This is a genomic window from Vibrio sp. SALL6 (assembly GCF_002002385.1).
GTDB lineage: Bacteria > Pseudomonadota > Gammaproteobacteria > Enterobacterales > Vibrionaceae > Vibrio > Vibrio parahaemolyticus.
The window spans coordinates 15,191-35,675 of record NZ_MQVK01000001.1; the positions used below are offsets into that span (position 1 = coordinate 15,191).

At 47.8% G+C, this 20,485-nt stretch carries 17 protein-coding genes; 10 read left to right on the plus strand and 7 right to left on the minus strand.

Annotated features, from left to right (window positions below; translation table 11 throughout):
- The first annotated feature begins 3 nt into the window (after positions 1–3).
- The 4 genes from BIW15_RS00100 to BIW15_RS00115 all read left to right on the plus strand — a co-directional run bounded on the left by BIW15_RS00100 (position 4) and on the right by BIW15_RS00115 (position 4,830).
- Positions 4–1,557: an ABC transporter substrate-binding protein gene (locus BIW15_RS00100; RefSeq protein WP_005478744.1), complete on the plus strand. Its 1,554-nt coding sequence runs from the start codon at positions 4–6 to the stop codon at positions 1,555–1,557.
- A gap of 175 nt (positions 1,558–1,732) precedes the next feature.
- Positions 1,733–2,710 (plus strand): ABC transporter permease, encoded by a 978-nt coding sequence (locus BIW15_RS00105; RefSeq protein ID WP_005455219.1) that lies wholly within the window; start codon positions 1,733–1,735, stop codon positions 2,708–2,710.
- Between the two features lie 2 nt (positions 2,711–2,712).
- Positions 2,713–3,669: an ABC transporter permease gene (locus BIW15_RS00110; protein WP_005455202.1), complete on the plus strand. Its 957-nt coding sequence runs from the start codon at positions 2,713–2,715 to the stop codon at positions 3,667–3,669.
- 156 nt (positions 3,670–3,825) lie between these two features.
- Positions 3,826–4,830: an SPOR domain-containing protein gene (locus BIW15_RS00115; protein ID WP_077280392.1), complete on the plus strand. Its 1,005-nt coding sequence runs from the start codon at positions 3,826–3,828 to the stop codon at positions 4,828–4,830.
- A 237-nt stretch (positions 4,831–5,067) separates the two neighbouring features.
- Here BIW15_RS00115 and BIW15_RS00120 read toward each other — a convergent pair whose 3' ends face one another.
- From BIW15_RS00120 to BIW15_RS00140, 5 genes are all read right to left on the minus strand, one after another.
- On the minus strand, positions 5,068–7,389 hold the full coding sequence (locus BIW15_RS00120; RefSeq protein ID WP_077280393.1) for an acid phosphatase: 2,322 nt from the start codon (positions 7,387–7,389) through the stop codon (positions 5,068–5,070).
- Positions 7,390–7,652: 263 nt separating this feature from the next.
- Positions 7,653–9,227, minus strand: coding sequence for a hypothetical protein (locus tag BIW15_RS00125; protein ID WP_077280394.1), 1,575 nt, complete (start codon positions 9,225–9,227; stop codon positions 7,653–7,655).
- Between the two features lie 3 nt (positions 9,228–9,230).
- A complete protein-coding gene (locus tag BIW15_RS00130; protein WP_005455178.1) occupies positions 9,231–9,803 on the minus strand; it encodes a sigma-70 family RNA polymerase sigma factor in 573 nt (190 codons plus the stop codon).
- 2 nt (positions 9,804–9,805) lie between these two features.
- The gene (locus tag BIW15_RS00135) at positions 9,806–11,278 is read right to left on the minus strand and encodes a hypothetical protein (protein WP_005487539.1); all 1,473 of its coding nucleotides are present in this window, start codon (positions 11,276–11,278) and stop codon (positions 9,806–9,808) included.
- Positions 11,279–11,291: 13 nt separating this feature from the next.
- Positions 11,292–12,644 carry a serine/threonine-protein kinase gene (locus BIW15_RS00140; protein WP_025816790.1) on the minus strand — a complete coding sequence of 451 codons (1,353 nt, stop codon included), beginning with the start codon at positions 12,642–12,644 and terminating at the stop codon, positions 11,292–11,294.
- Positions 12,645–12,863: 219 nt separating this feature from the next.
- On the opposite strand from BIW15_RS00140, the gene BIW15_RS00145 reads away from it, so the two are divergent.
- The 4 genes from BIW15_RS00145 (at position 12,864) to BIW15_RS00160 (ending at position 15,862) form a co-directional block, all read left to right on the plus strand.
- A complete protein-coding gene (locus BIW15_RS00145) occupies positions 12,864–13,871 on the plus strand; it encodes a substrate-binding domain-containing protein (protein WP_005496635.1) in 1,008 nt (335 codons plus the stop codon).
- A gap of 55 nt (positions 13,872–13,926) precedes the next feature.
- Positions 13,927–14,862 carry a LysR family transcriptional regulator gene (locus tag BIW15_RS00150; RefSeq protein ID WP_005455215.1) on the plus strand — a complete coding sequence of 312 codons (936 nt, stop codon included), beginning with the start codon at positions 13,927–13,929 and terminating at the stop codon, positions 14,860–14,862.
- Between the two features lie 269 nt (positions 14,863–15,131).
- Entirely contained in the window at positions 15,132–15,536 is a 405-nt protein-coding gene (locus tag BIW15_RS00155; protein ID WP_005455212.1) for an SMR family transporter, read from the plus strand.
- Complete coding sequence (locus BIW15_RS00160) at positions 15,533–15,862, plus strand: SMR family transporter (RefSeq protein WP_005478614.1); 330 nt, start codon at positions 15,533–15,535, stop codon at positions 15,860–15,862. Before BIW15_RS00155 ends, BIW15_RS00160 begins: the two co-directional genes overlap by 4 nt.
- 71 nt (positions 15,863–15,933) lie before the next feature.
- Here the strand turns inward: BIW15_RS00160 and edd are convergent, their stop codons facing one another.
- Positions 15,934–17,730 carry a phosphogluconate dehydratase gene (edd, locus tag BIW15_RS00165; RefSeq protein ID WP_025501098.1) on the minus strand — a complete coding sequence of 599 codons (1,797 nt, stop codon included), beginning with the start codon at positions 17,728–17,730 and terminating at the stop codon, positions 15,934–15,936.
- Positions 17,730–18,254, minus strand: a complete 525-nt coding sequence (locus tag BIW15_RS00170) for a gluconokinase (protein WP_005467756.1) — start codon at positions 18,252–18,254, stop codon at positions 17,730–17,732. The genes edd and BIW15_RS00170 overlap by 1 nt, the downstream gene beginning before the upstream one ends.
- A 153-nt stretch (positions 18,255–18,407) precedes the next feature.
- Here BIW15_RS00170 and BIW15_RS00175 point away from each other — a divergent pair, with 153 nt between their 5' ends.
- Both BIW15_RS00175 and BIW15_RS00180 read left to right on the plus strand, forming a co-directional pair.
- Positions 18,408–19,784, plus strand: a complete 1,377-nt coding sequence (locus BIW15_RS00175) for a GntP family permease (RefSeq protein ID WP_005478622.1) — start codon at positions 18,408–18,410, stop codon at positions 19,782–19,784.
- 9 nt (positions 19,785–19,793) lie between these two features.
- On the plus strand, positions 19,794–20,405 hold the full coding sequence (locus BIW15_RS00180) for a bifunctional 4-hydroxy-2-oxoglutarate aldolase/2-dehydro-3-deoxy-phosphogluconate aldolase (protein WP_005394384.1): 612 nt from the start codon (positions 19,794–19,796) through the stop codon (positions 20,403–20,405).
- Positions 20,406–20,485 lie beyond the last annotated feature (80 nt).

Here is a 20,485-nt window from a genome sequence, read left to right on the forward strand (position 1 = left end):
CAAATGAAAACCATGAAAAGCAAATTAGCAGTGGCGCTAATGGCTGCGGGCCTTAGTTTTAATGCGCTAGCAGCAGATATTAAAGTTGGCTACGCTGCTGACCCAGTATCGCTTGACCCGCATGAGCAATTGTCTGGCGGTACACTGCAAATGTCACACATGGTATTTGACCCTCTAGTTCGTTTCACTCAAACAATGGACTTCGAACCTCGTCTAGCAGAAAGCTGGGAACGTGTTAACGACACAACGGTACGCTTCAAACTGCGTGAAGGCGTGAAGTTCCACTCTGGTAACTCGCTAACAGCGGATGATGTGGTGTGGACATTTGAGCGTCTACAAAGTTCTCCAGACTTTAAAGCGATCTTCGACCCGTACGAGAAAATCGTAAAAGTGGATGACTACACGTTCGATTTGGTTACTAAAGGCCCATACCCACTTGTTCTGCAAACGGCGACGTACATCTTCCCTATGGACAGCAAGTTCTACTCAGGTAAGACAGAAGACGGCAAAGACAAGTCTGAACTAGTGAAGCACGGTAACTCATTTGCATCGACTCACGTTTCCGGTACTGGCCCATTCATCGTGACATCACGTGAACAAGGCGTAAAAGTGGAATTTGAACGCTTCAAAGATTACTGGGATAAAGCGTCGAAAGGTAACGTTGATAAGCTAACGCTAGTACCAATCAAAGAAGACGCGACTCGTGTGGCTGCGCTTCTTTCTGGTGGCGTCGATATGATTCACCCAGTAGCGCCAAACGATCACCAACGTGTGAAAGATGCGAAAGGCATCGATCTCGTGACACTACCTGGTACGCGAATCATCACGTTCCAAATGAACCAAAACAGCAATGAAGCGTTGAAAGACGTGCGCGTTCGTCAAGCTATCGTGCATGCGATCAACAACGAAGGCATCGTGAAGAAAATCATGAAAGGCTTCGCGACAGCTGCTGGTCAGCAAAGCCCTGCGGGTTACGTTGGTCACAACGAAAAACTGGTTCCTCGCTACGATCTGAAGAAAGCTAAAGAGCTGATGAAAGAAGCGGGCTACGAGAATGGCTTTGCCCTAACTATGATTGCGCCAAACAACCGTTACGTGAACGATGCAAAAGTTGCACAGGCTGCGGCGGCAATGTTGTCTAAGATTGGTATTAAGGTTGATCTGAAAACCATGCCAAAAGCGCAATACTGGCCAGAGTTTGATAAATGTGCGGGTGACATGCTGATGATCGGTTGGCACTCAGACACTGAAGACTCTGCGAACTTCAACGAGTTCCTAACAATGACTCGTAACGAAGAGACAGGTCGTGGTCAGTACAACTGTGGTTACTACTCAAACCCAGAAATGGACAAAATTGTAGAAGCAGCGAACGTGGAAACGGATCCAGCGAAACGTGCAGAAATGCTAAAAGGTGTTGAAGCGACGCTTTACAACGACGCAGCATTTGTACCGCTACACTGGCAAAGTGAAGCGTGGGGCGCGAAGTCTAACGTGAAAGCAGCAGACATTGTGAACCCAATGGTTATGCCTTACTTCGGTGACCTAGTGGTTGAATAATCACATGATGTAGTTAGAAGGAGGGGACGTATTCCCTCCTTCATGAGCTTCTCTCAAGGAATGCTTGATGAGGCTCATCACTCAGCTCAGTTTTGTTTCAGTCGGATTGAGCGAGTTTTACAGACTGAATTTTCTCTCTAAATTTAGAGATCTATGGATAGTTAAGGGGCAAGGAATGTTTTCGTTTCTGGTCAAGCGCCTGTTTCAGGCACTGATAGTGATGTTTGTGATCAGTTTGGTGGCGTTTGCCATTCAGGACAACCTGGGTGACCCGCTGCGTGAGCTTGTAGGTCAGTCGGTTTCAGAGTCGGAGCGTCAAGCGCTGCGTGATGAACTGGGCCTGAACGATCCCTTTATCACAAAGTACACTCGCTTTGTCGGTAATGCACTGCAAGGTGATTTAGGTACGTCTTACTTTTTCAAGCGCCCAGCGGTTGAGGTTATTCTTGATAAGCTGGTGGCGACACTAGAGCTCGTGTTTGGCGCGACGCTCATCATTATTGTTTTATCGATACCACTTGGGGTGTACTCCGCGATTCACCCGAAAAGTATCTTCACCAAATTTGTCATGGCGATGAGTAGCGTCGGCATCTCGATTCCGGTCTTCCTGACGGCGATCATGCTGATGTACGTCTTCTCCATAGAGCTTGGTTGGCTGCCTTCCTACGGGCGGGGCGAGACCGTCAACGTGCTCGGTTGGGAATCTGGCTTCTTTACCATTGATGGTATCAAGCACCTGATCTTGCCGTGTATTGCGCTGGCATCGATCATGTTGCCGCTGTTTATCCGTCTGGTTCGTTCAGAAATGCTGGAAGTACTGAGTTCGGAATACATCAAGTTCGCCAAGGCTAAAGGCCTAAACTTACAAAAAATTTATTACCAACATGCACTTAAGAACACCATGCTACCGGTACTGACGGTAGGTGGCGTGCAAATTGGTACCATGGTGGCCTACACCATCCTCACAGAAACCGTATTCCAATGGCCAGGCACTGGCTTCCTTTTCCTAGAGGCGATTAACCGTGTTGATACACCGCTAATCACAGCCTACGTAATCTTTGTTGGTCTGATCTTCGTGGTAACCAATACCATCGTTGACTTGCTGTACGGCATCATCAACCCAACTGTGAACCTAACTGGAAAAGGAGCTTAATCATGAGCCAAACCAATACTCCTGCTGCTCCTTCAGCCGTTCCATCTGCGTGGGAGCGCTTTAAAAACTCGGATTTCTTGTACTACTTCAAGCGCGACAAAGTGGCTATGGCGAGTTTTACGGTGTTTTTGATGTTCTTGGTGCTAGCACTGGCGGCGCCAATTCTGGCACCAACTGACCCGTACGATCTGACATCTATCGATATCATGGATTCAGAATTACCACCATCTTGGATGGACGGCGGTGAAGAACGCTTTGTGCTCGGTACGGATGAGCAAGGCCGTGATATTTTATCGACCATTCTTTACGGCTCTCGTTTGTCGCTGACGATCGGTTTCCTCGCGGTCGGTCTACAGCTTGTACTGGGCATCATCATTGGTTTGTCGGCAGGCTACTTCGGCGGTCGTATCGATAGCTTCTTGATGCGTTTTGCAGATGTGCAGTTGTCGTTTTCAACCATGATGGTAGCGATCATCGTCTCGGCCATTTTCAAAGCCAGCTTTGGCAGCGATTTTTACAGCCAATACGCGGTCGTGATGCTGGTGGTGATCATCGGTGTGGCTGAATGGCCACAGTACGCGCGTACGATTCGTGCATCGGTACTGGCAGAGAAGAAGAAAGAATACGTAGAAGCGGCACGCGTGATGGGCTTTAAAGCTCCACGCATCATGTTCCGCCATATTTTGCCGAACTGTTTGTCACCAATCTTGGTTATCTCAACCGTTCAGGTGGCCAACGCCATCATGTCGGAAGCGGCGCTGTCGTTCCTAGGTTTGGGTCTGCCAGTTGACCAACCATCTTTGGGCGCGTTGATCAGCATCGGCTTTAACTACATCTTCTCTGGTGCTTGGTGGATTACAGCCTTCCCAGGTATTGTGCTAGTTACTTTGGTACTGGTTATTAACCTTCTGGGTGACTGGTTACGTGATGTATTTAACCCGAAACTGTACAAAGGTTAAGAATTTAGACATAGAGCATTGTTAAATCGCTCATTTCCTTCCTAAACTGAGAGCCGGATGCAATTCCGGCTCTTTTTTTGCTTGTTATTCTTTATTCACATTTTTTTGGCGCTTTGCCGCCATAATGACCTTACCCACTAGTTCAGAGTGAAGCGTATGGAAATGAAGAAGGCACACCTCTCATCACGCATTGTCCAATCAGGCCTCAGCTTAGGAGGGCTATTGCTGTGCGCCCAATTTTCAGCCCCGGTATTGGCCGATGACTTTCTTTGTCAGGCGACTCAAGCGAGCGACAAAGAACTGCCGATGCTAGAGAAAAGTTGCCCAATCGGTCAGGGTGTTTGGGGAAAGAAAGTGCCGCAAAGAGGCAATGATTTCTATTGGATTCAATGTGGCTTGCTGCCTAAACCAATGCCACTTGCCAAAGCCAAACCCATTTACAGCAAAATCACCACCGATGTTTGGATGAAGCCCGAAGCAAAGGGCTATCGTTGTCTTATTGGGCCTTATACAGAATTTTCTAAAGCGTCTGCTGATTTGCGAGGAGTCAAAACCTTGTCGAACTATCGCGAGGCATTTATTCGTGTGGTTGGCAAAGGTAGTGACAACACCGTGAAGCAAATGCAGCCGTCATCAAAGTCGACTCCTGTCGCCAAACCCAACGTCGCACCGAAGCCTGTTGCGCCAGTCGTGGCCAGTCGTCCAGATACCGAGGCGTTTAAAGGTTCTGCGACAAAAACGACAGCGCAGCCAGTTACGGCAAAAGAGCCGAAACCGAGCACGACAACAAAACCGGTAGCGAAAGCAAAACCAGCACCGAGCGTAAAAAGCAATGGAGAGGTGGAAGTGCGCTTGCGAGCGTCTCTACATGGCAAAACGTATGTCGTGCCTTACCTGTTAGATAATCAGTTTTATATGGAATATGGTAAGCCGTGGAATCGACTCAACTACGAAAGCTCGCAACAGACTTGTCAGCAGTTGGGCATGTCGCTCGCCACGGTGACTGAATTCAAAGCGTTGCGAGATTCTGGTGTGATGGAGAAGAACAAATGGCCGCTGCAATTGCCGTATTGGGGTAAAGATAAGAAAGGCTTGTTTGCCGATCGAGAACCAAATCAGTTAACCGGCACGTCGTTGTTGAATGTGATGTGTGTGAAGTAGCGGTTGTTCATCCTTAATGTATCCACATTTTAGGACGAAACGCGCTTTTCAAAACGAAGAAAGCCCCGCGATGCGGGGCTTTTTTGCGGTCTCAAATATTGTTGCTACTTGAGAGGTGTTTCTTTGTGACAGTTTGAGCAAATGTACACTTCTTTGATACCGACAAATCGTTCCCAGAAGGTTCGACGTCTTCTACGTAAATGCACACTGTCGCAACAAGGGTTGACGATGGTTGCTTTAGTCATCGTCACCTGGCTCCAAAATTGGTAGTGAAGCCGCGATGCTTGTCATTACTTCTTTGTTGTGAGAGTACAGGCCATATTCCGGCGCTGATTCATGACCGTTTTGCTCTTTACTCCAATGGATACCGATGTAGAAATCACCAAAATCACGGTTGATGTAACGATGACGAGTTTTGTAATCTGATTGTGAGCCCGTTTCTTCTAGAATCAGCAGTTCACGACCTTCATCATCCTTGATTTCCCAGTTTCCTGGCGTTTGGAAGCCGGTCGGCATGAACGACGAGTAATTGTAAGTGTCAGCGTCGTATTCGTATGTACCTGAAGAGTATTTCAGGATTTTGTCGTCGTCTTTGCCTTTACTTTCTACCATCAAGTCATGCTCTACCGTGCCATGCTTGATGTGTTCTGCAACCGAAAGTGATTCCGCAAACGGTGTGTTGCTTGAATCCATCCAGAACAGTTCATCATCTGAGATTTTAACGATAATCTGAGTGCCGTTATTCCCGGTTTTGTGCTGGTACAGCATTTCATACTCTTCGCCGTAGCTGTTGTATAGCTTGCCGTCTTTTAGCTCGACGTCTTCACAGTCTTTGTTGTTGTATTCCGCGTAACCGGTTTGTTGGTCAAGATCTGCAAGAATGGCGTAGGCATCGTGTTCCCATGTGTTTTCTAGGACGTCGCTGATGTTCGCTTTGTACTCTTGGTTCATCTCATCGTGGTTTGAACCCCAGCAGAATAGTAGGCCCTCAGAGTCTTGCATCAACATGGCATAGCCAATTTCACCATCTTTTTGCGCAAAGCTACCCATTTTCCATTCTTGACCGTTGAAGTGCGCTTGCGTGAAGCCCAAAGTCGGTACTACTGGTGGTGGCGTAACGCCTTCTTTTACTTCTGGCATGCTGAGTGCAATCTGCACCGCGGTATGACCATCTGTTGCGCTAATGGTAAGTGCTGCACCAGATTCACCAGCTTTTGTCGGTGTGCCTTTGATGGTGACAATCGCATTGCCATCTTCAATTGCTGATAGGCCTTCAATGTCTACGTAGTCCGCTGAGTAGTCGGTGATCTGACCGTCTTTATCTTGGAACAAACCAGAAATATCGAGCGTTTGTTCAAACAGTTCGCCCTGTTGTAGGTACCAGCCATCAACAATCGATTGCAGGCGAGCTTGCTCTGCTTCAACAACCATTGGCGGTAAGTTTGCAGATTCGATTTCGATTTCGAATACTGTACTCACAGTTGATAGCACATCCCCGTTAGAGTTTTTGTCCTGCGCCGTTAGAACAATCTCAAAATCACCGGATTTTTCTACGATAGCGGCTGGGTGTAGAACAATTAGGTTACCAACTTGCTCAACTTCAATGCCTGTGCCCGCTAAATTATGCGTCAGTTTTGTGCTCACAAGGCTTTGGTCTTTGTCTTTGAAAAGACCTTCGATGTTTAGCTCAACGCCATCAAATGCGGCACCTTTTACGATTTTTGGTAGCTTATCCAATTTATCTTCAGCTGCGTCTTCTACGGTTTCGTTGACGGTTAGCTTGTTGTTGACTACCGTTTCAGGCGCTAAGTTGTCGCTATTTGGCGTGCTATCAGTGATGACTGGACGTAGGCTTGGGTCATTGATGTTTTCGCCAGACGCGACAAGACGATCCACTTCTTGGTTTGCCGCTTGAGCAAACTCAGTCGCTTTCTTCTCGTAATTTGTTGGGTTTTGCGCTTTAGATTCTGTCAGAATCTGAGCGGTTTTATGTAGTTCGGCGTTTTTTGTCGCACCTTCAACAAAGTCACTGTACAGATCAATCGGAGCTTCCTCTGAGCCTCCCAATGCTTTGTTTACGTTTGCTTTCGCGTCTTCTTCAGTAATTGAAGGGTCTTTTGCCATTTCAATCGCCACAAGGTCCGTGATAGGTGAGATCACGTTAGACGATGATGGTGCGCGGAATACGATTTCGTGCGCCATAGCTTGGCTTGGGTGGTCCATATCTACGGTGTAGGTGCCAGCGTATTTCTTGGCATCCAAGGCGATAAGTTGTTTCTGTTTCGCACCGTTTGGAACGAGAGTTTGCAGTGCTAAGGTTTTTTCTGGTTTAGCGGCCAGTGTAAGCTGACCTTTCTCATCGGTCAGACCAAGAATAGATTCTTGAGTGTCCCATTGACCGTTGTTGTTCGTGTCTTCAAAAACAACTGCATTTTTGAAGTAGCCGTCAAAACCTGTGATCACAACACCGTTGCTTGCACTGCTTGAACCGCTATCTGAACCGCCACAGCCTGTAAGAGCGATAGCCACTGACGCTGCTAATAAACTCACCTTATTCATTATTCATTTGTCCTTGTTCGTTTCCGAATGAGAAAGTCGCTTTTTTTATTGTTGTTTTTCTTAAATCTCACTAGTGAGATTTAAGAAAGTTGTGTCTTTTTAATCACTATTGAGTAAGTGTTCAAGACACGAAAAACCACATAAAACCCGTAAAATTTATTTGAGTTTTTTGTCGATGAGGAAGGAAATGAGACTTTGATCACGGTTCCACTTTTTGTTTTTAGTGATTTAATAGTCAAAATAACATTATGTATTTTAAGTGGTTATTTTTTGTTGCTTGAGCGTAACGGCTTTGGGCTGTGATAAATCATATTGATTTTAAATTCTTCAACGCGATCAGCCAGTTCAGGCTTTGGACGCAAAATGTAGCTGTACACCTCGCCATCAAGTAGTTCGTCGTAAGGCGAGTAGCTCAGATCAAATGCTAACGATTGTTGTCTGGTCGTGGGGTTACTAATGTATTCGTAGCAGTCTATTAGGTAAGTCGGATCGTAGGGGTTAGGATCGGAGATGATGTCGACCTGATAGTCTCCTTGACCAGCAATGACATGGCTGCCGTACCAGATGGCGACATCAGCACAATACAAGTTTGGATTGTAAGTGCGTAAGTTGAGATCGGAATCGATGCTTTCACCATGAGGACCAATGACTTGAGTTCCATGGTGATAAATATAATTGCCAATTTCAGCCACGAGATAATCGCCGTTTGGGCGAGGTAGCAAATAGTCAAAAAAGGATATCTGGTATAAATATCGTCCTGTCGGTGCGTTGATGCGTTTTTCCATCGATTGCTTGTTCTTTTGCATGGTATAGCTTTCGAATTGTTTGCCATCAAACACGGTGGTGAAATAGTTCTGAGTCTCTTTATGAACCTGAGATGGGTACACCTTTTTGGTGGTCCAGATTTGACGAGCACCATTTGCGCTAACAATCAACGAGTCATCACTGATTTTATAATGGCCCACTTTTTTTAGTGCTCCCTTTTCTGGGCATAAGCGCTTGTTGTTGGAGGCGGCAAAATACACTTCTTCGTTTTCAAACTGAAATGCTTCGCAATACACCACTTCATACGCGTACGCGATACCGCCAAGGTTTTGTGTGGTTTCGAGGCGATACACAATGTCACCGACCAAAGGATGGTCGGTGTTGTTTTGCTCTTCTTTAACGACTGGCAATTCAAAACGGGTCGTGACCCAGGCGTAATCTTCTTCACCATGATGATTGTCACGAGCTGCCACGGCTAAGTAAGTGGTTTGGTCGATTTCTTCTGGCGCACCTTGTACCACGATTTGGCCTTGGTTGAGCACCTGAAGACCATTGGCGTTTTCTAACCAGATCCGAGTGGTGAGCAAGTCACCATCTGGGTCTTCAAACAATTGGTTCAGACTTAACGAATTGCTGATCGGCTTGTTCTGCGTTAGCTCCCAACCATAAATGATGGTTTGCAGTCGCTGTTCGACCGATAGATTGATGATGGGTTTGCTGTTGTTCGCCGCATCAACTTTGGGTTGTGGTGTCACCGCCGTCAGATCGTAAGGGTAGTAACCGTCAAACGTATCGAAAGGGTTCTCGGCGACGTTTTGTTGATCGAATGGGGTGGCATTAAGCACTGCATCTAAATCGAGAGAGCTCGAGCCATCCAACGCCGATGTTGTGAGCGCCTGCTTCACCTCAATTAACGACGTACGTTCACCATAGTGATGTTGGCTTTTTCTTTTATCGACAGGAGCGCTGTTTAAAGAGCTGGCCGCAGACGCCATGCTGCTCTCGTCACTTAACAAGTAAACACCCAATAAACCGGCGCCGATCGCGCCGATAATCCACAGTTTCTTGGTCATGATTTATGCGTGTGCCATTCTTGATTGCAGCCAGCTGCGTGAGAACTTGAGGTCTTTTTCGATTAGGCTTGCGCTGCACTCTAGCAGTTCGCTGATCTCCTGGTTCTTCATGCCCATCAGGTATTTGAGTTTTAAGGCGCTCGATTGACGTGGGTAACGTGTGCTAAAGCTATCTAAGGCTTTGTCCATGATGATCAACTGCTCAAAGCGGTCTTCTTCGTCCTTCATCAGCGTGATGTGCTGGCGTTTTTGCGCTTGGTGTGAGCGAGCGTTGTCGATCAATATTTGGCGCATGACTTTAGCTGCCATTAAGAAAAAATCACGCTTGGTGGCGATTTCACTCATGTCGCAGTTTGACATTTTTAGGTAAGCATCATGAATCAATGCGGTGGTACTGTTGACGCTGTCTGCCAATACCATATTGTCGGTGCCGTATTTTTCGGCGTTGCGCTCACGTTCTTGTTGGGCGATTTTACGCAGTTGCAAATAGGCGAATTGGTACAGCTCGCTTTCGGCTTGTTTATTACCAGACTGCCACTGCTGAATAATGTGGGTTAGGGCTGAAGTCGTTGCCATGGTTATACCTCCTCGCTCACTTTGACAAATTCAGAAATCGTATGCGTTTCAATATGATCAGAACCATCTCGGTTACGACTAACGTTCTGTTGGTAGCGATACAAAATGCCTTGCTCCCAGTTGGCTCCCGCCGGTAAGTATTCCCATGTGGTGTAGTTGATTTCTGCCGGAGTGGTTGACCAGCGCACCATGATGTTCATTTGCGCCAAATTGGCTTTCGGTTCGTCATTGTTTACCCACCACATATCGGCAAACTCGCGGGTGACATCTTGGGTGTATAGGCTTGCATCGGTTGGGCAGGTCTCGGCGCTGCGTGGCAATCGCATCACTTGTTGGTGGCGCATTAACAGACACGATTGTGTCATGGATTGCTGATGGTATTGGGTTTGCTGCCACACGCCGAGGTAGTCGATATCGTGCTCGCTGGTGTTAGGGTAGGAAAACCACAGCATTTCAGTGCGGTTGCTGTGTTGGATGTGTTTGTTGCGCCCGAGACCTTGTACTTTCTCCATAAAGAGCTCAGTGCTTGGGTCAAAATTCATCGCGACTGAGCGATATTTCCAGTCGCCTTCATCGTCAAAGTCTTCGAGAGAGAAGCCGTTCAAGTCGTTGCGGGTGCATCCTGTGATAGAGCAACCAACAAGGTTAAACCAATCCGCAAATTTGCTAATCGGCTCGACAATATCTTCCGTAATTTGGTGATTCGGCGATATGAAGCAACCTTGAAAATGGTCGCCAACACTCGGGTGTTCAATTAACGAATCTTTGGTGATGGTGAATCGGGTCTCACCAAAAGGGGGGCGATATTTGGGGTGATGTTTATAGCGCAGATCGTAGGCACAAGCGCGGCCCTGCCAATCTTTCTTTTTGATCACGATGTTTTTGAACGTGATGCCGCGAGGTTCAAAGATGATCTCATCAGAGGCAAAGTTTTCCTCAATGTACTGCTGGCTTTCGTTCAAGTGATCAATCGCCTCATCGACAGAAACCCAGTCGAGGTTGAGATGTCGTTTAGCGTCATCCAGATAATTGAGATCGAGACTCTTGAGCTGGCTTTGAAAGCGAGGGTCAGACAACACACGGTTGGCTAAGACAATTTCCTCACGATTCTCAGGCGTGCTGTCGAGAGAAAGCAGCAGACGCGTCATATTGATGCTGCGGCTGGGTTTGGTCGTCGCCATCGTTGGCGTAAGCACTTCTTGGCTCGATAAGGTTGTTAGCAGATAACCTTTGTCATCGTTACCAAGGAAGAAACTGATCACATCACCTGGTTGGTAATGAAATGCGCCTTGCTGAGTGACTCCCGTGATATTGGAACTGGTTTTGTAATACAGGCCAGTCACTGGAGAGTCGATAAAGTAGCCTTGCTTCAAGGTTGAAGCTGGCGGGTGTGAAGTGGCTGCAGAAGCATCTGCCGCCAAAGTGGACGTAGCCGTCAATGCAGACAGCCAAAATACCACTGAACGTGTATACATCTTGTTTTAAGCCTTATTGGTTGGTGCTGTCCTTAGACGCACAATTTGGCTGACAACTCATTGGTGTAGTTAGGTGCTTCTCTGGCACCGGTGTCATCATCGCCAACAACATTTTTTGTTTTATATGTTTGGGGATATCTGGGTTAGAGAGTATCCGCCTTCGTGTTAGCTCCATCATGGAGTTCACCGAAAGATGTTCGACGTTCTGCCCCTTCGCATGGAAGATGAGGCGAGTCAGTTCGTACATCATATCTTCTGCAATCTTCTTCTCTTGTTGCAGTTGGATATTCTTTTGAATCAATGCATTACCAAATAGCACGCCGGATAAAACCAGAATGGCAGATAATGCTGCAGCCAGCGGACGGCGCTGCACTAAACGCAATGCGCTGTACAACGGCCAATGTTTTTTTTGTTCGATTGGGCGCCGCTCAAGCATGCGCTCAATATCAATTCTTAGTGCTCGAACGTCTGAATAGCGCAGTTTTGCGGCAGAGCGTGTCGCGCGTCTAATGACCCAGTAAACATCAGACCAAACGCGCGGTGACGGAAACATCATCGCGAGAATTTTACCCAGAGAGTACACATCGCTTTGTGCCGTCAGAAACTGACCAGTCTGTTGTTCTGGACTGGCAAAGTTTTGGCTAAACGCAATTAATGCCGGTGGGGATTCGCCACCGCTGTTTTGCACTTTCTGCGTCAGGTTGAAATCGAGCAATTTCGGTCGTTTATTTGGGTCAATCAGGATATTTTCAGGCTTGAGATCGGCGTGTAACACGTGGTGGTGATGCGCGTGTTCCATTGCCTGACAAATCTGCTTAAACAGCGTGAGCTTCTCACGGTCTGTCAGTGTGACTTCGGCAAGATAATCATCCAATGTTTGGCCAAACACGCGCTCCATGACGATGTAAACCGAGTCGTCATGCAGGCCGCCGTCAAAGACTTTCGCAATATAAGGGTGATTTAAACGTGCTAGTAGCTGCGCTTCATCGAAAAGTGCCCGTTGTCCGAGTACATTACTTAAATTGCTTTGGATGAATTTGATCGCAAGATCTTGCTCGAAGGTCTCATCTGCGCGTTGCGCGGCATAAACGACGCCCATACCACCACGTCCCAACTCATGAGTTAGGCGATACTTACTGATCACTTCGCCACTAAGGTCGATCTCGCTGTTGGTCGCTTGATGAGCGCCAAAGTAAAGCAATTGCGTTAATCGCTCTTCTGGGGCTTCATGGGCTAAAAGGGACGCGAGTTGAATGTATAGCTCAGGTTGACTCTGTTGCAATTCTTGGAGGTATTGCTGCTTTTGAGAGTCGTCCAGATCAAGAAGATGATAATAAACTTGGGTTTCGCTGGAGCCTAACTGCACAGTGCCTGATATCTTATTGTTTTACGTGCGCTATTTTATAAGAAACTCAATATTAATGTCATTTATTTATTCGTTTTGCGAGTGTTTCTTTAAAAACAACTCTGTAACAATAAGTGCATGATTTTATTGTGGATATTATGTTTGGCTTTTGGTGGCTTGTCGGCATCCTGTGTATTCGTCATAATGTTACATGTAACATTATTGATAAATCACATATTTATGGCTCAACAGAATAAAAAAACACGAACGACATTGCAGGATGTCGCAGACCAAGTTGGCGTAACAAAGATGACGGTTTCGCGCTATATGCGCAATCCAGAATCGGTGGCTGAGAAGACCCGCGTGAAAATTGCCGCGGCAATCGAGGAGATGGGGTACATCGAAAATCGCGCCCCCGCGATGTTGTCTAAGTCTTCCAGCAAAGCCATCGGCATCTTACTTCCTTCTCTGTCCAACCAAATTTTTGCTTCCTTTGTTCAGGGCATAGAGACGGTCACTAAGGCTAACGGCTACGAAACACTACTGGCACACTTTAGCTACGATGAGTTGGAGGAAGAGCGCAAAATCGCCTCTTTGCTTTCCTACCAAGTGGATGGGTTGATTTTGACTGAAAGTCACCACACTCCACGCACGTTGCAGATGATCAAAAACGCTGGCGTTCCGGTGGTCGAAACCATGGAATTGCCGCCACAACCGATTGATATGGCTGTGGGCTTGGATCATGAAGACGCTTCGTACAACGCGGTGAAACGTATGTTGGACGCTGGTAAACGCACCATTGTTTATTTCGGTGCGCGTTTGGACACGCGTACCAAACTGCGTATGCAAGGTTATGATCGCGCGATGAATGAAGCCGGACTCGAACCCAAACATGTGTTAACTGGCGTGCACTCCAGTTTCTCCCTTGCGCATGATTTGCTTGAACGCGCACTGGAAACGTACCCAACGCTCGACGGGGTGTTCTGTACCAACGATGACATCGCAATTGGTACTATGCTGAGTGCGCAGCAGCGTGGCATTCAAGTCCCGCAGCAATTAGCGGTGGTGGGTTATAACGCCTTGGATATCGGTCAGACCATCAGTCCGAAGCTGACCAGCGTTGATACGCCGCGTTTCCAAATTGGTGTAAAGAGTGCAGAGCTTTTAATTGCGCGTCTGAAAGGTGAAGCGCAAGAAGAAAAAGTGTTTGATATGGGTTATCAGATCACTTCAGGAGAGAGTGTTTAACTCGCAGTTAACCGCTCTTCGTATTCGCTCATTAATGGTATTGGCAGGTTAGGGTATGGCACATCAGCTGGATGCATTGGATCTCAACTTAATGCGTTTATTAAAAGCCGTGGTGGAAAACCGCAGCATCAAGCTGGCCGCAATGCAGCTTGGCATTTCTCAACCGAGCGCCAGCCGCGGCGTAATGAAGCTTAAGCAAGTGTTTGATGACCCGCTATTTGTGCGTAAAGCGCATGGGGTAGAGCCATCTCCCATGGCGATTCGCCTTGCCGCCGAATTCGATAACATGATTGCACCACTGGAAAAAGTGGTGCAAGAGTTTGAAGTATTCGACCCTCAGCAATATCAAGGGCAGATCGCGATTGTAACCGACCCTTATTTGATGGATGAACAAGGGCAGCGATTGCTAACTGGCTGCCATCGAGCGTTCCCTAAAGCGCACTTTGCCTTTTCCAGTTGGAACAGTTACTCGCACGATGAAATGCTCGAAGGTGAGCACGATTACTGCATTCTTGACCAAGAGACCGAACTGTCGAAAGACATTTACATGCGCCCGTTATTCGTTGAAAAACGAGTGATTTTGGCGCGTAAAAACCATCCGACCTTGTCGAAAGTCAGCAATGATTGGGACACGGTCTCTAAACTGCCCCTTGTTTCTTTACCTGCGCCCGCGTCATATAAACCGCTTTGTACCGTGGAGTCCGAGTATCGCCGCATGGGCTATGAGCCCGTGGTGTTATTGAAATCCTATAATTTGCGCGTGGCTTGCCAAATGCTGCAAGAAACCGACGCAATTATGTATGCCAGTCAAAGCTCGGCATTGTTGATGCCGGAACTGGCGTCTTACGCAATGCCACTCGTTAACCGTGAGTTCAGTCAGTTTGTGGTCTCTGGCGGTTTCCTTCAAACCAACCGCAACCATCCTTTGCACAGACACCTGCATAAAGTGGTGCGACAAACCCTCAATACGCCGCTGATTTTTACGCAATGACGTCACTTTATGGTATCGGCTGAATGAGAGAGCAGATGCTTTAACCTTGCCAATATTGTGTGATTACATAGACAACTTACTTCTTAAGATATTCAAAAATGAATATCTCAATTACCTGTCTCTTTTTCCTACCCAGCGCTAACCTTATCTCAAATAGTCAGGAGAAGTGGCTCATTTTTATCTTTTTAACTTTTTGAATGTCGATACAGGTACGCGACATTCACCATTCTCCGTTATGCATTTTTTTAATTTCTGATGGAGGATTAATCATGCTAGTTGCACGTCTATTTTTATTGCTCGCCATCGTTGCCGAAGTGGCTGGCACCAGCACAATGTCTCTTATCGGACAAGGGCACGGGTGGTGGGGCTACATCGTAATGTATGTGCTGATCGCAATCTCTTACTACTTTCTCGCGTTTGCCGCGAAGAAAATATCGATCGGTGTGGCATACGCTGTCTGGGAAGGGTTGGGTATCTCGTTGATCACCGTGGTGTCGATCATCGCCTTTGACGCCAACTTAAACCATCAAGAGCTGTTTGGTTTGATGTTAGCCGTTGTCGGCATTGTGTGTGTGACTTTAGGGGAATCACACGATCAACCTAACGCCGAGAAAAACGCCGATAAACCGGCAAAAGAACGTTCATTTTCTGCTAGTACAAGGTGCGAATCATGAGTCAATTTTTTACGATGTCATTTGGATTTGTCGTGATGGCTGCCTTGGTCGATATCATGGCCAATATGGCGCTGACACGCTCAAAAGGTTTTAAATACAAAGGCTGGGGCATTGCGGCGATTGTGTTGGTACTGACAGCATTCACGCTGTTGGCACAAGCGGTTAAAGAGATCGATTTAGCCATTGCTTACGCCTCTTGGGGCGCGATCGGTATCTTGGGTACCGCAGTGGGTGGAGCCTTGCTGTTTAAGCAGAAACTCAAGCCAATCGGCTGGTTTGGTATCTTTGTGGTGATTGCTGCGGTTGTGGTGATGAAAACCGCTTAATCAAGCCAAACAAAAACAACGAAGACAAATACAAAGAGCGGAGTATCAAACTCCGCTATTTTTTTTCTGGCTTACACAATGAAGCTTGCGCCTTCTTCTGCGCTAGAGACGTTTTGGCGAATCACGCTAAACAAGCCTCGTCCCCAGGTTTGTTGGGTAGATTCGGTGTCGAAATGAATCAACTCGCGACCAGTGGTATCGCTTAAGTTGTTCAGTTCGCCCGTTTGGCAATCCAGACGAATCAAATCGCCGTTGCGCACCAAACCAATCGCGCCACCACGAATGGCTTCTGGAGAAACATGAATCGCAGACGGAATTTTACCTGACGCGCCAGATAAACGACCGTCAGTAACCAACGCCACTTTAAAGCCCGCTTTTTGCACGTTACCTAAAATTGGCATCAGCTTGTGCAGTTCAGGCATGCCGTTTGCTGCTGGGCCGTTGTGTGTGACTACAACGATGCAATCTTTGTTCAGCTCACCACGTTTGTACGCAGCTTCCACTTCATGTTGGCATTGGAATACGATCGCAGGTGCAACAATCACGCGTTGCTCTTCTTTCACCGCAGACACTTTCACCACGGCTTTACCCAAGTTGCCAGTCAGTACGCGAGTGCCGCCAGTGTTTTGGAAAGTGGCGTCCGGTTTGGCGATCACGTCACCGTCTTGGCTGCCTTGGCACGGTGTCCAAGTCAGTTGGCCATCGATAAGGCTCGGTAGCGTCATTTGGTCTTCAAATTCACCAAACACGGGTTTCACATCGCGATGCAAAAGCTCGGATTGGTTCAAGCGGTGCAATAACGCAGGCACGCCCCCCGCGTCTTGGAACGCGTTCATATCGGCTGGGCCGTTCGGGTAAACGCGAGCTAACAAAGGAACCACATCCGACAGATCGCTGATGTCTTGCCACGTGAGCAAGATGCCAGCAGCACGCGCCACGGCGATCATATGAATGGTGTGATTGGTGCTGCCGCCAGATGCAAGTAGAGCGATGATGCCGTTGACCAAGCTCTTTTCTGTGACCACCTCGGCCAGCGGACGGAAGTGTGCAGAACCCGCCGTCATTGAGGCGATTTTCAGAGCCGCGTGATCGGTTAACGCTTTACGCAGTTGGGTATGGGGATGAATGAATGCCGAACCTGGCAGCATCAAGCCCATGGCTTCGAACACCAACTGGTTGGTGTTGGCGGTGCCGTAAAACGTACACGTACCCGCAGAGTGGTAAGCGCGACACTCCATATCCAGCAGAGCGTCTTTGCCGACTTCACCCGCTGCGTATTTTTGGCGTACGTCGACTTTCTCTTCGTTGCTGATGCCTGTTGCCATCAGACCCGCTGGTACAAACGCAGTCGGTAGGTGCGCGTAAGACAGCGCGCCCATCAGTTGTCCCGGGGCAATTTTGTCACAGATACCAAGCAGTAATGTGGCATCAAAGACATTGTGGCTCAAAGACAACGCCGTTGATTGCGCAATTAAGTCTCGCGAAAACAGCGACATATCCATGCCTGCTTGACCTTGAGTCACTCCATCGCACATCGCAGGCACACAACCTGCGACTTGCGCTGTATGGCCGTAGTCCGCCAGCACTTGTTTGATTTGCGCTGGGTAGTCTTGGTACGGCTGGTGGGCGCTCAACATGTCGTTGTAGGCGCTGATCAGCGCGACATTGGCATGAGTAAAATCGAGAATATTTTTCTTTTCAGAAGAGCAAGAAGCGGCGACTGCATGGGCTAAGTTACCACAAGATAAACCAACACGGCCTTTGCCAGCTTCGGCTTGCACTTCGGTGCGAGCAAGAAACGCAGCGCGCGCTTCACGGCTGCGCTCGGTCAAACGTTGTGTGACCTCAAGAACAACAGAGTGAGTCATTACGCCACCTCGATCGCTTGCATTTTGATTAGCTCAGCGGCAGAGCGTTCCACGACGTCGCTGATGTCTCCATCGATACTGACGATCAGAGTTTGAGGCTCGTTGTCTGGGCGCTCTAGCGTCTCGAATTGGCTCTTCACCATGTTTTCTTTCATGAAGTGGCCTTTGCGCATACGCATGCGATTAAGGATCAACTCCATATCGCCATCAAGGAACAGGAAGGTCACGTTGTCGTTGCCTTCGCGGATCTGATCGCGGTAAATCTTTTTCAGTGCTGAACAGACAATAATGCCGTGTTCGTTTTTGCTTTCTAGGCTGTACGCCGCATCACGAATGCGTTCTAGCCATGGCTTGCGATCATCATCGTTCAGAGGCTGGCCCGATGCCATTTTCTGAATGTTCGCTCGTGGATGAAGATCATCACCATCAATGAATTTACGCCCTAGCTTTTTCGCTAGATGCTCACCAATTGTGCTTTTACCACTAGCACAAACGCCCATAACGATGACACTACTACCAGCCATAACTTATCCTCATAACCAAATTTGCGCGTGATCTCAATTTTTGAATTCACTTTAAAATATGGGTTTATCTTATTCATGTTATCGGTAACATGTTACCGGTAACTGAAATAAATGTGAACCATAACACAAACAATAATTCTTAAAGGTGAACCTATGGAGCAATTAACCCAAGCCCCAGATCCTACGTTCCTACTGACGATTGCAGGCCTTGCCATTGCAGCGTTACTCGTTCTGATCATTAAACTGAAAGTCCATGCTTTTGCTTCCCTGACTATGGTGAGTTTAGGTACGGCAATCGCCACTGGCGTTCCTTCTGAGAAAGTCGTATCGACCATGATGGGCGGCTTCGGCGGCACACTGGCTTCCGTGGCATTACTGGTTGGTCTTGGTGCGATGATCGGTAAAATTCTTGAAGTGACTGGCGGTGCGAAAGTGCTGGCAGACACTTTGATTGGTCGCTTTGGTAAAGAGCGCGCACCATTTGCTTTGGGCGTCGCTTCATTACTGTTTGGCTTCCCAATCTTCTTCGATGCTGGCCTTGTAGTGATGATGCCAATCATCCTAAGTGTGGCGGCTCGTTTTGGTGGCTCACCAATTAAATACGCGTTGCCTGCAGCTGGTGCTTTTGCGGTTATGCACGCGTTTGTTCCACCACACCCAGGTCCGGTTGCAGCGGCAGAATTCCTTGGCGCAAACATCGGTCTGCTATTGGTGGTGGGTATTCTGGTTGCTATTCCAACTTGGTACCTTGGCGCTTACCTATTTGGTTTGTACGCGGGCAAAAAATTCGATATCCCACTATCTAAAGCCTTCTTTAATGGTGAAGCGATGGTGGATGAGCGCAACGCACCAAAATTTGGCACGGTTATGACCATCCTTGTGCTGCCAGTCCTGCTAATCTGTTTGGATACGGTATTGAACACACTGGCGGTTGCAGGTTTGATTGATGGCAAAACGGCACTGGTTGAGTTCCTACGTATGCTAGGTAAAACCCCAGTCGCGTTGCTGATTACGTTGATTGTCTGTCTGGCTGTGTTTGCCAAAGACTACGGCATGGCAAAACTAGAAAAATTGTGTGGTGAGTCATTGGCTCCAATCTGTGGCGTTATCCTAGTAACGGGTGCTGGTGGCATGTTTGGCGGCGTACTGCGCTCAAGCGGCATCGGTGATGCACTGGCTGACGTTCTTACAGACACAGGTATGCCTGTGATTGTGGCGGCGTTTGTGATTTCAACTTGTCTGCGTGTTGCTCAAGGCTCGGCAACTGTAGCGCTAACCACTACGGCGGCTCTTATCGCGCCAGTTGTGGCTGCATCAACAGGTTTGAGTGAACTAGACCTTTGCTTTATCGTAATCGCGATTGCGGGTGGTGCAACGGTACTGTCTCACTTCAATGACTCTGGTTTCTGGTTGGTCTCTCGTCTGCTTGAGATGGATGAGAAAACCACATTAAAAACTTGGACGGTAATGGAAACGTTACTTGGCGGTATCGCGTTTATTATCGTCGCAACATTAAGCTTTATTCTTTAGAGGTTCCCCATGACAACACTTGAACAACGATTAAGAGAAATCAAAATCGTCCCAGTTATCGCAATCAACGACGTAGCACACGCTCTGCCACTGGCAAAAGTGTTGGTAGAAAACGGTTTACCATGTGCGGAAGTGACATTCCGCACCGAAGCGGCGGCGGAGTCGATTCGCATCATGCGTGAAGCGTACCCAGAACTGTTGATTGGCGCGGGCACCGTTCTGACCACAGAACAAGTGGATATCGCAATCGAAGCGGGCGTGGACTTTATCGTTAGCCCAGGCTTCAACCCAACCACAGTGAAATACTGTCAGCAACGTGGTGTGACTATCGTACCGGGTGTAAACAACCCAAGCTTGGTTGAGCAAGCGATGGAAATGGGTCTGCGTACGTTGAAGTTCTTCCCTGCTGAGCCATCAGGCGGCGTAAACATGCTGAAAGCACTCACGGCGGTTTACCCAGTGGAATTCATGCCAACAGGTGGCGTAAGCCCATCCAACGTGGAAGATTACCTAGCGCTGAAATCGGTTGTAGCTTGTGGCGGTACGTGGATGGTGCCAACTGCAATGATGGACAACGGCGATTGGGAAGGTATTGCTGAATTGGTTCGTGCAGTTAAGTAAAACGCACAAACGGCTCCGAAATACCCCCCGAACGTTAGAAAAAGTGATACGAAAAAGGGTCATCAAGTTATTTGATGACC

Excerpts from the sequence above, each read along its gene's own strand:
- BIW15_RS00100 (WP_005478744.1), top strand. The coding sequence starts at position 4 with ATGAAAACCATGAAAAGCAAATTAGCAGTGGCGCTAATGGCTGCGGGC.
- BIW15_RS00105 (WP_005455219.1), top strand. The coding sequence starts at position 1,733 with ATGTTTTCGTTTCTGGTCAAGCGCCTGTTTCAGGCACTGATAGTGATG.
- BIW15_RS00110 (WP_005455202.1), top strand. The coding sequence starts at position 2,713 with ATGAGCCAAACCAATACTCCTGCTGCTCCTTCAGCCGTTCCATCTGCG.
- BIW15_RS00115 (WP_077280392.1), top strand. The coding sequence starts at position 3,826 with ATGGAAATGAAGAAGGCACACCTCTCATCACGCATTGTCCAATCAGGC.
- BIW15_RS00120 (WP_077280393.1), bottom strand. The coding sequence starts at position 7,389 with ATGAATAAGGTGAGTTTATTAGCAGCGTCAGTGGCTATCGCTCTTACA.
- BIW15_RS00125 (WP_077280394.1), bottom strand. The coding sequence starts at position 9,227 with ATGACCAAGAAACTGTGGATTATCGGCGCGATCGGCGCCGGTTTATTG.
- BIW15_RS00130 (WP_005455178.1), bottom strand. The coding sequence starts at position 9,803 with ATGGCAACGACTTCAGCCCTAACCCACATTATTCAGCAGTGGCAGTCT.
- BIW15_RS00135 (WP_005487539.1), bottom strand. The coding sequence starts at position 11,278 with ATGTATACACGTTCAGTGGTATTTTGGCTGTCTGCATTGACGGCTACG.
- BIW15_RS00145 (WP_005496635.1), top strand. The coding sequence starts at position 12,864 with ATGGCTCAACAGAATAAAAAAACACGAACGACATTGCAGGATGTCGCA.
- BIW15_RS00150 (WP_005455215.1), top strand. The coding sequence starts at position 13,927 with ATGGCACATCAGCTGGATGCATTGGATCTCAACTTAATGCGTTTATTA.
- BIW15_RS00155 (WP_005455212.1), top strand. The coding sequence starts at position 15,132 with ATGCTAGTTGCACGTCTATTTTTATTGCTCGCCATCGTTGCCGAAGTG.
- BIW15_RS00160 (WP_005478614.1), top strand. The coding sequence starts at position 15,533 with ATGAGTCAATTTTTTACGATGTCATTTGGATTTGTCGTGATGGCTGCC.
- edd (WP_025501098.1), bottom strand. The coding sequence starts at position 17,730 with ATGACTCACTCTGTTGTTCTTGAGGTCACACAACGTTTGACCGAGCGC.
- BIW15_RS00170 (WP_005467756.1), bottom strand. The coding sequence starts at position 18,254 with ATGGCTGGTAGTAGTGTCATCGTTATGGGCGTTTGTGCTAGTGGTAAA.
- BIW15_RS00175 (WP_005478622.1), top strand. The coding sequence starts at position 18,408 with ATGGAGCAATTAACCCAAGCCCCAGATCCTACGTTCCTACTGACGATT.
- BIW15_RS00180 (WP_005394384.1), top strand. The coding sequence starts at position 19,794 with ATGACAACACTTGAACAACGATTAAGAGAAATCAAAATCGTCCCAGTT.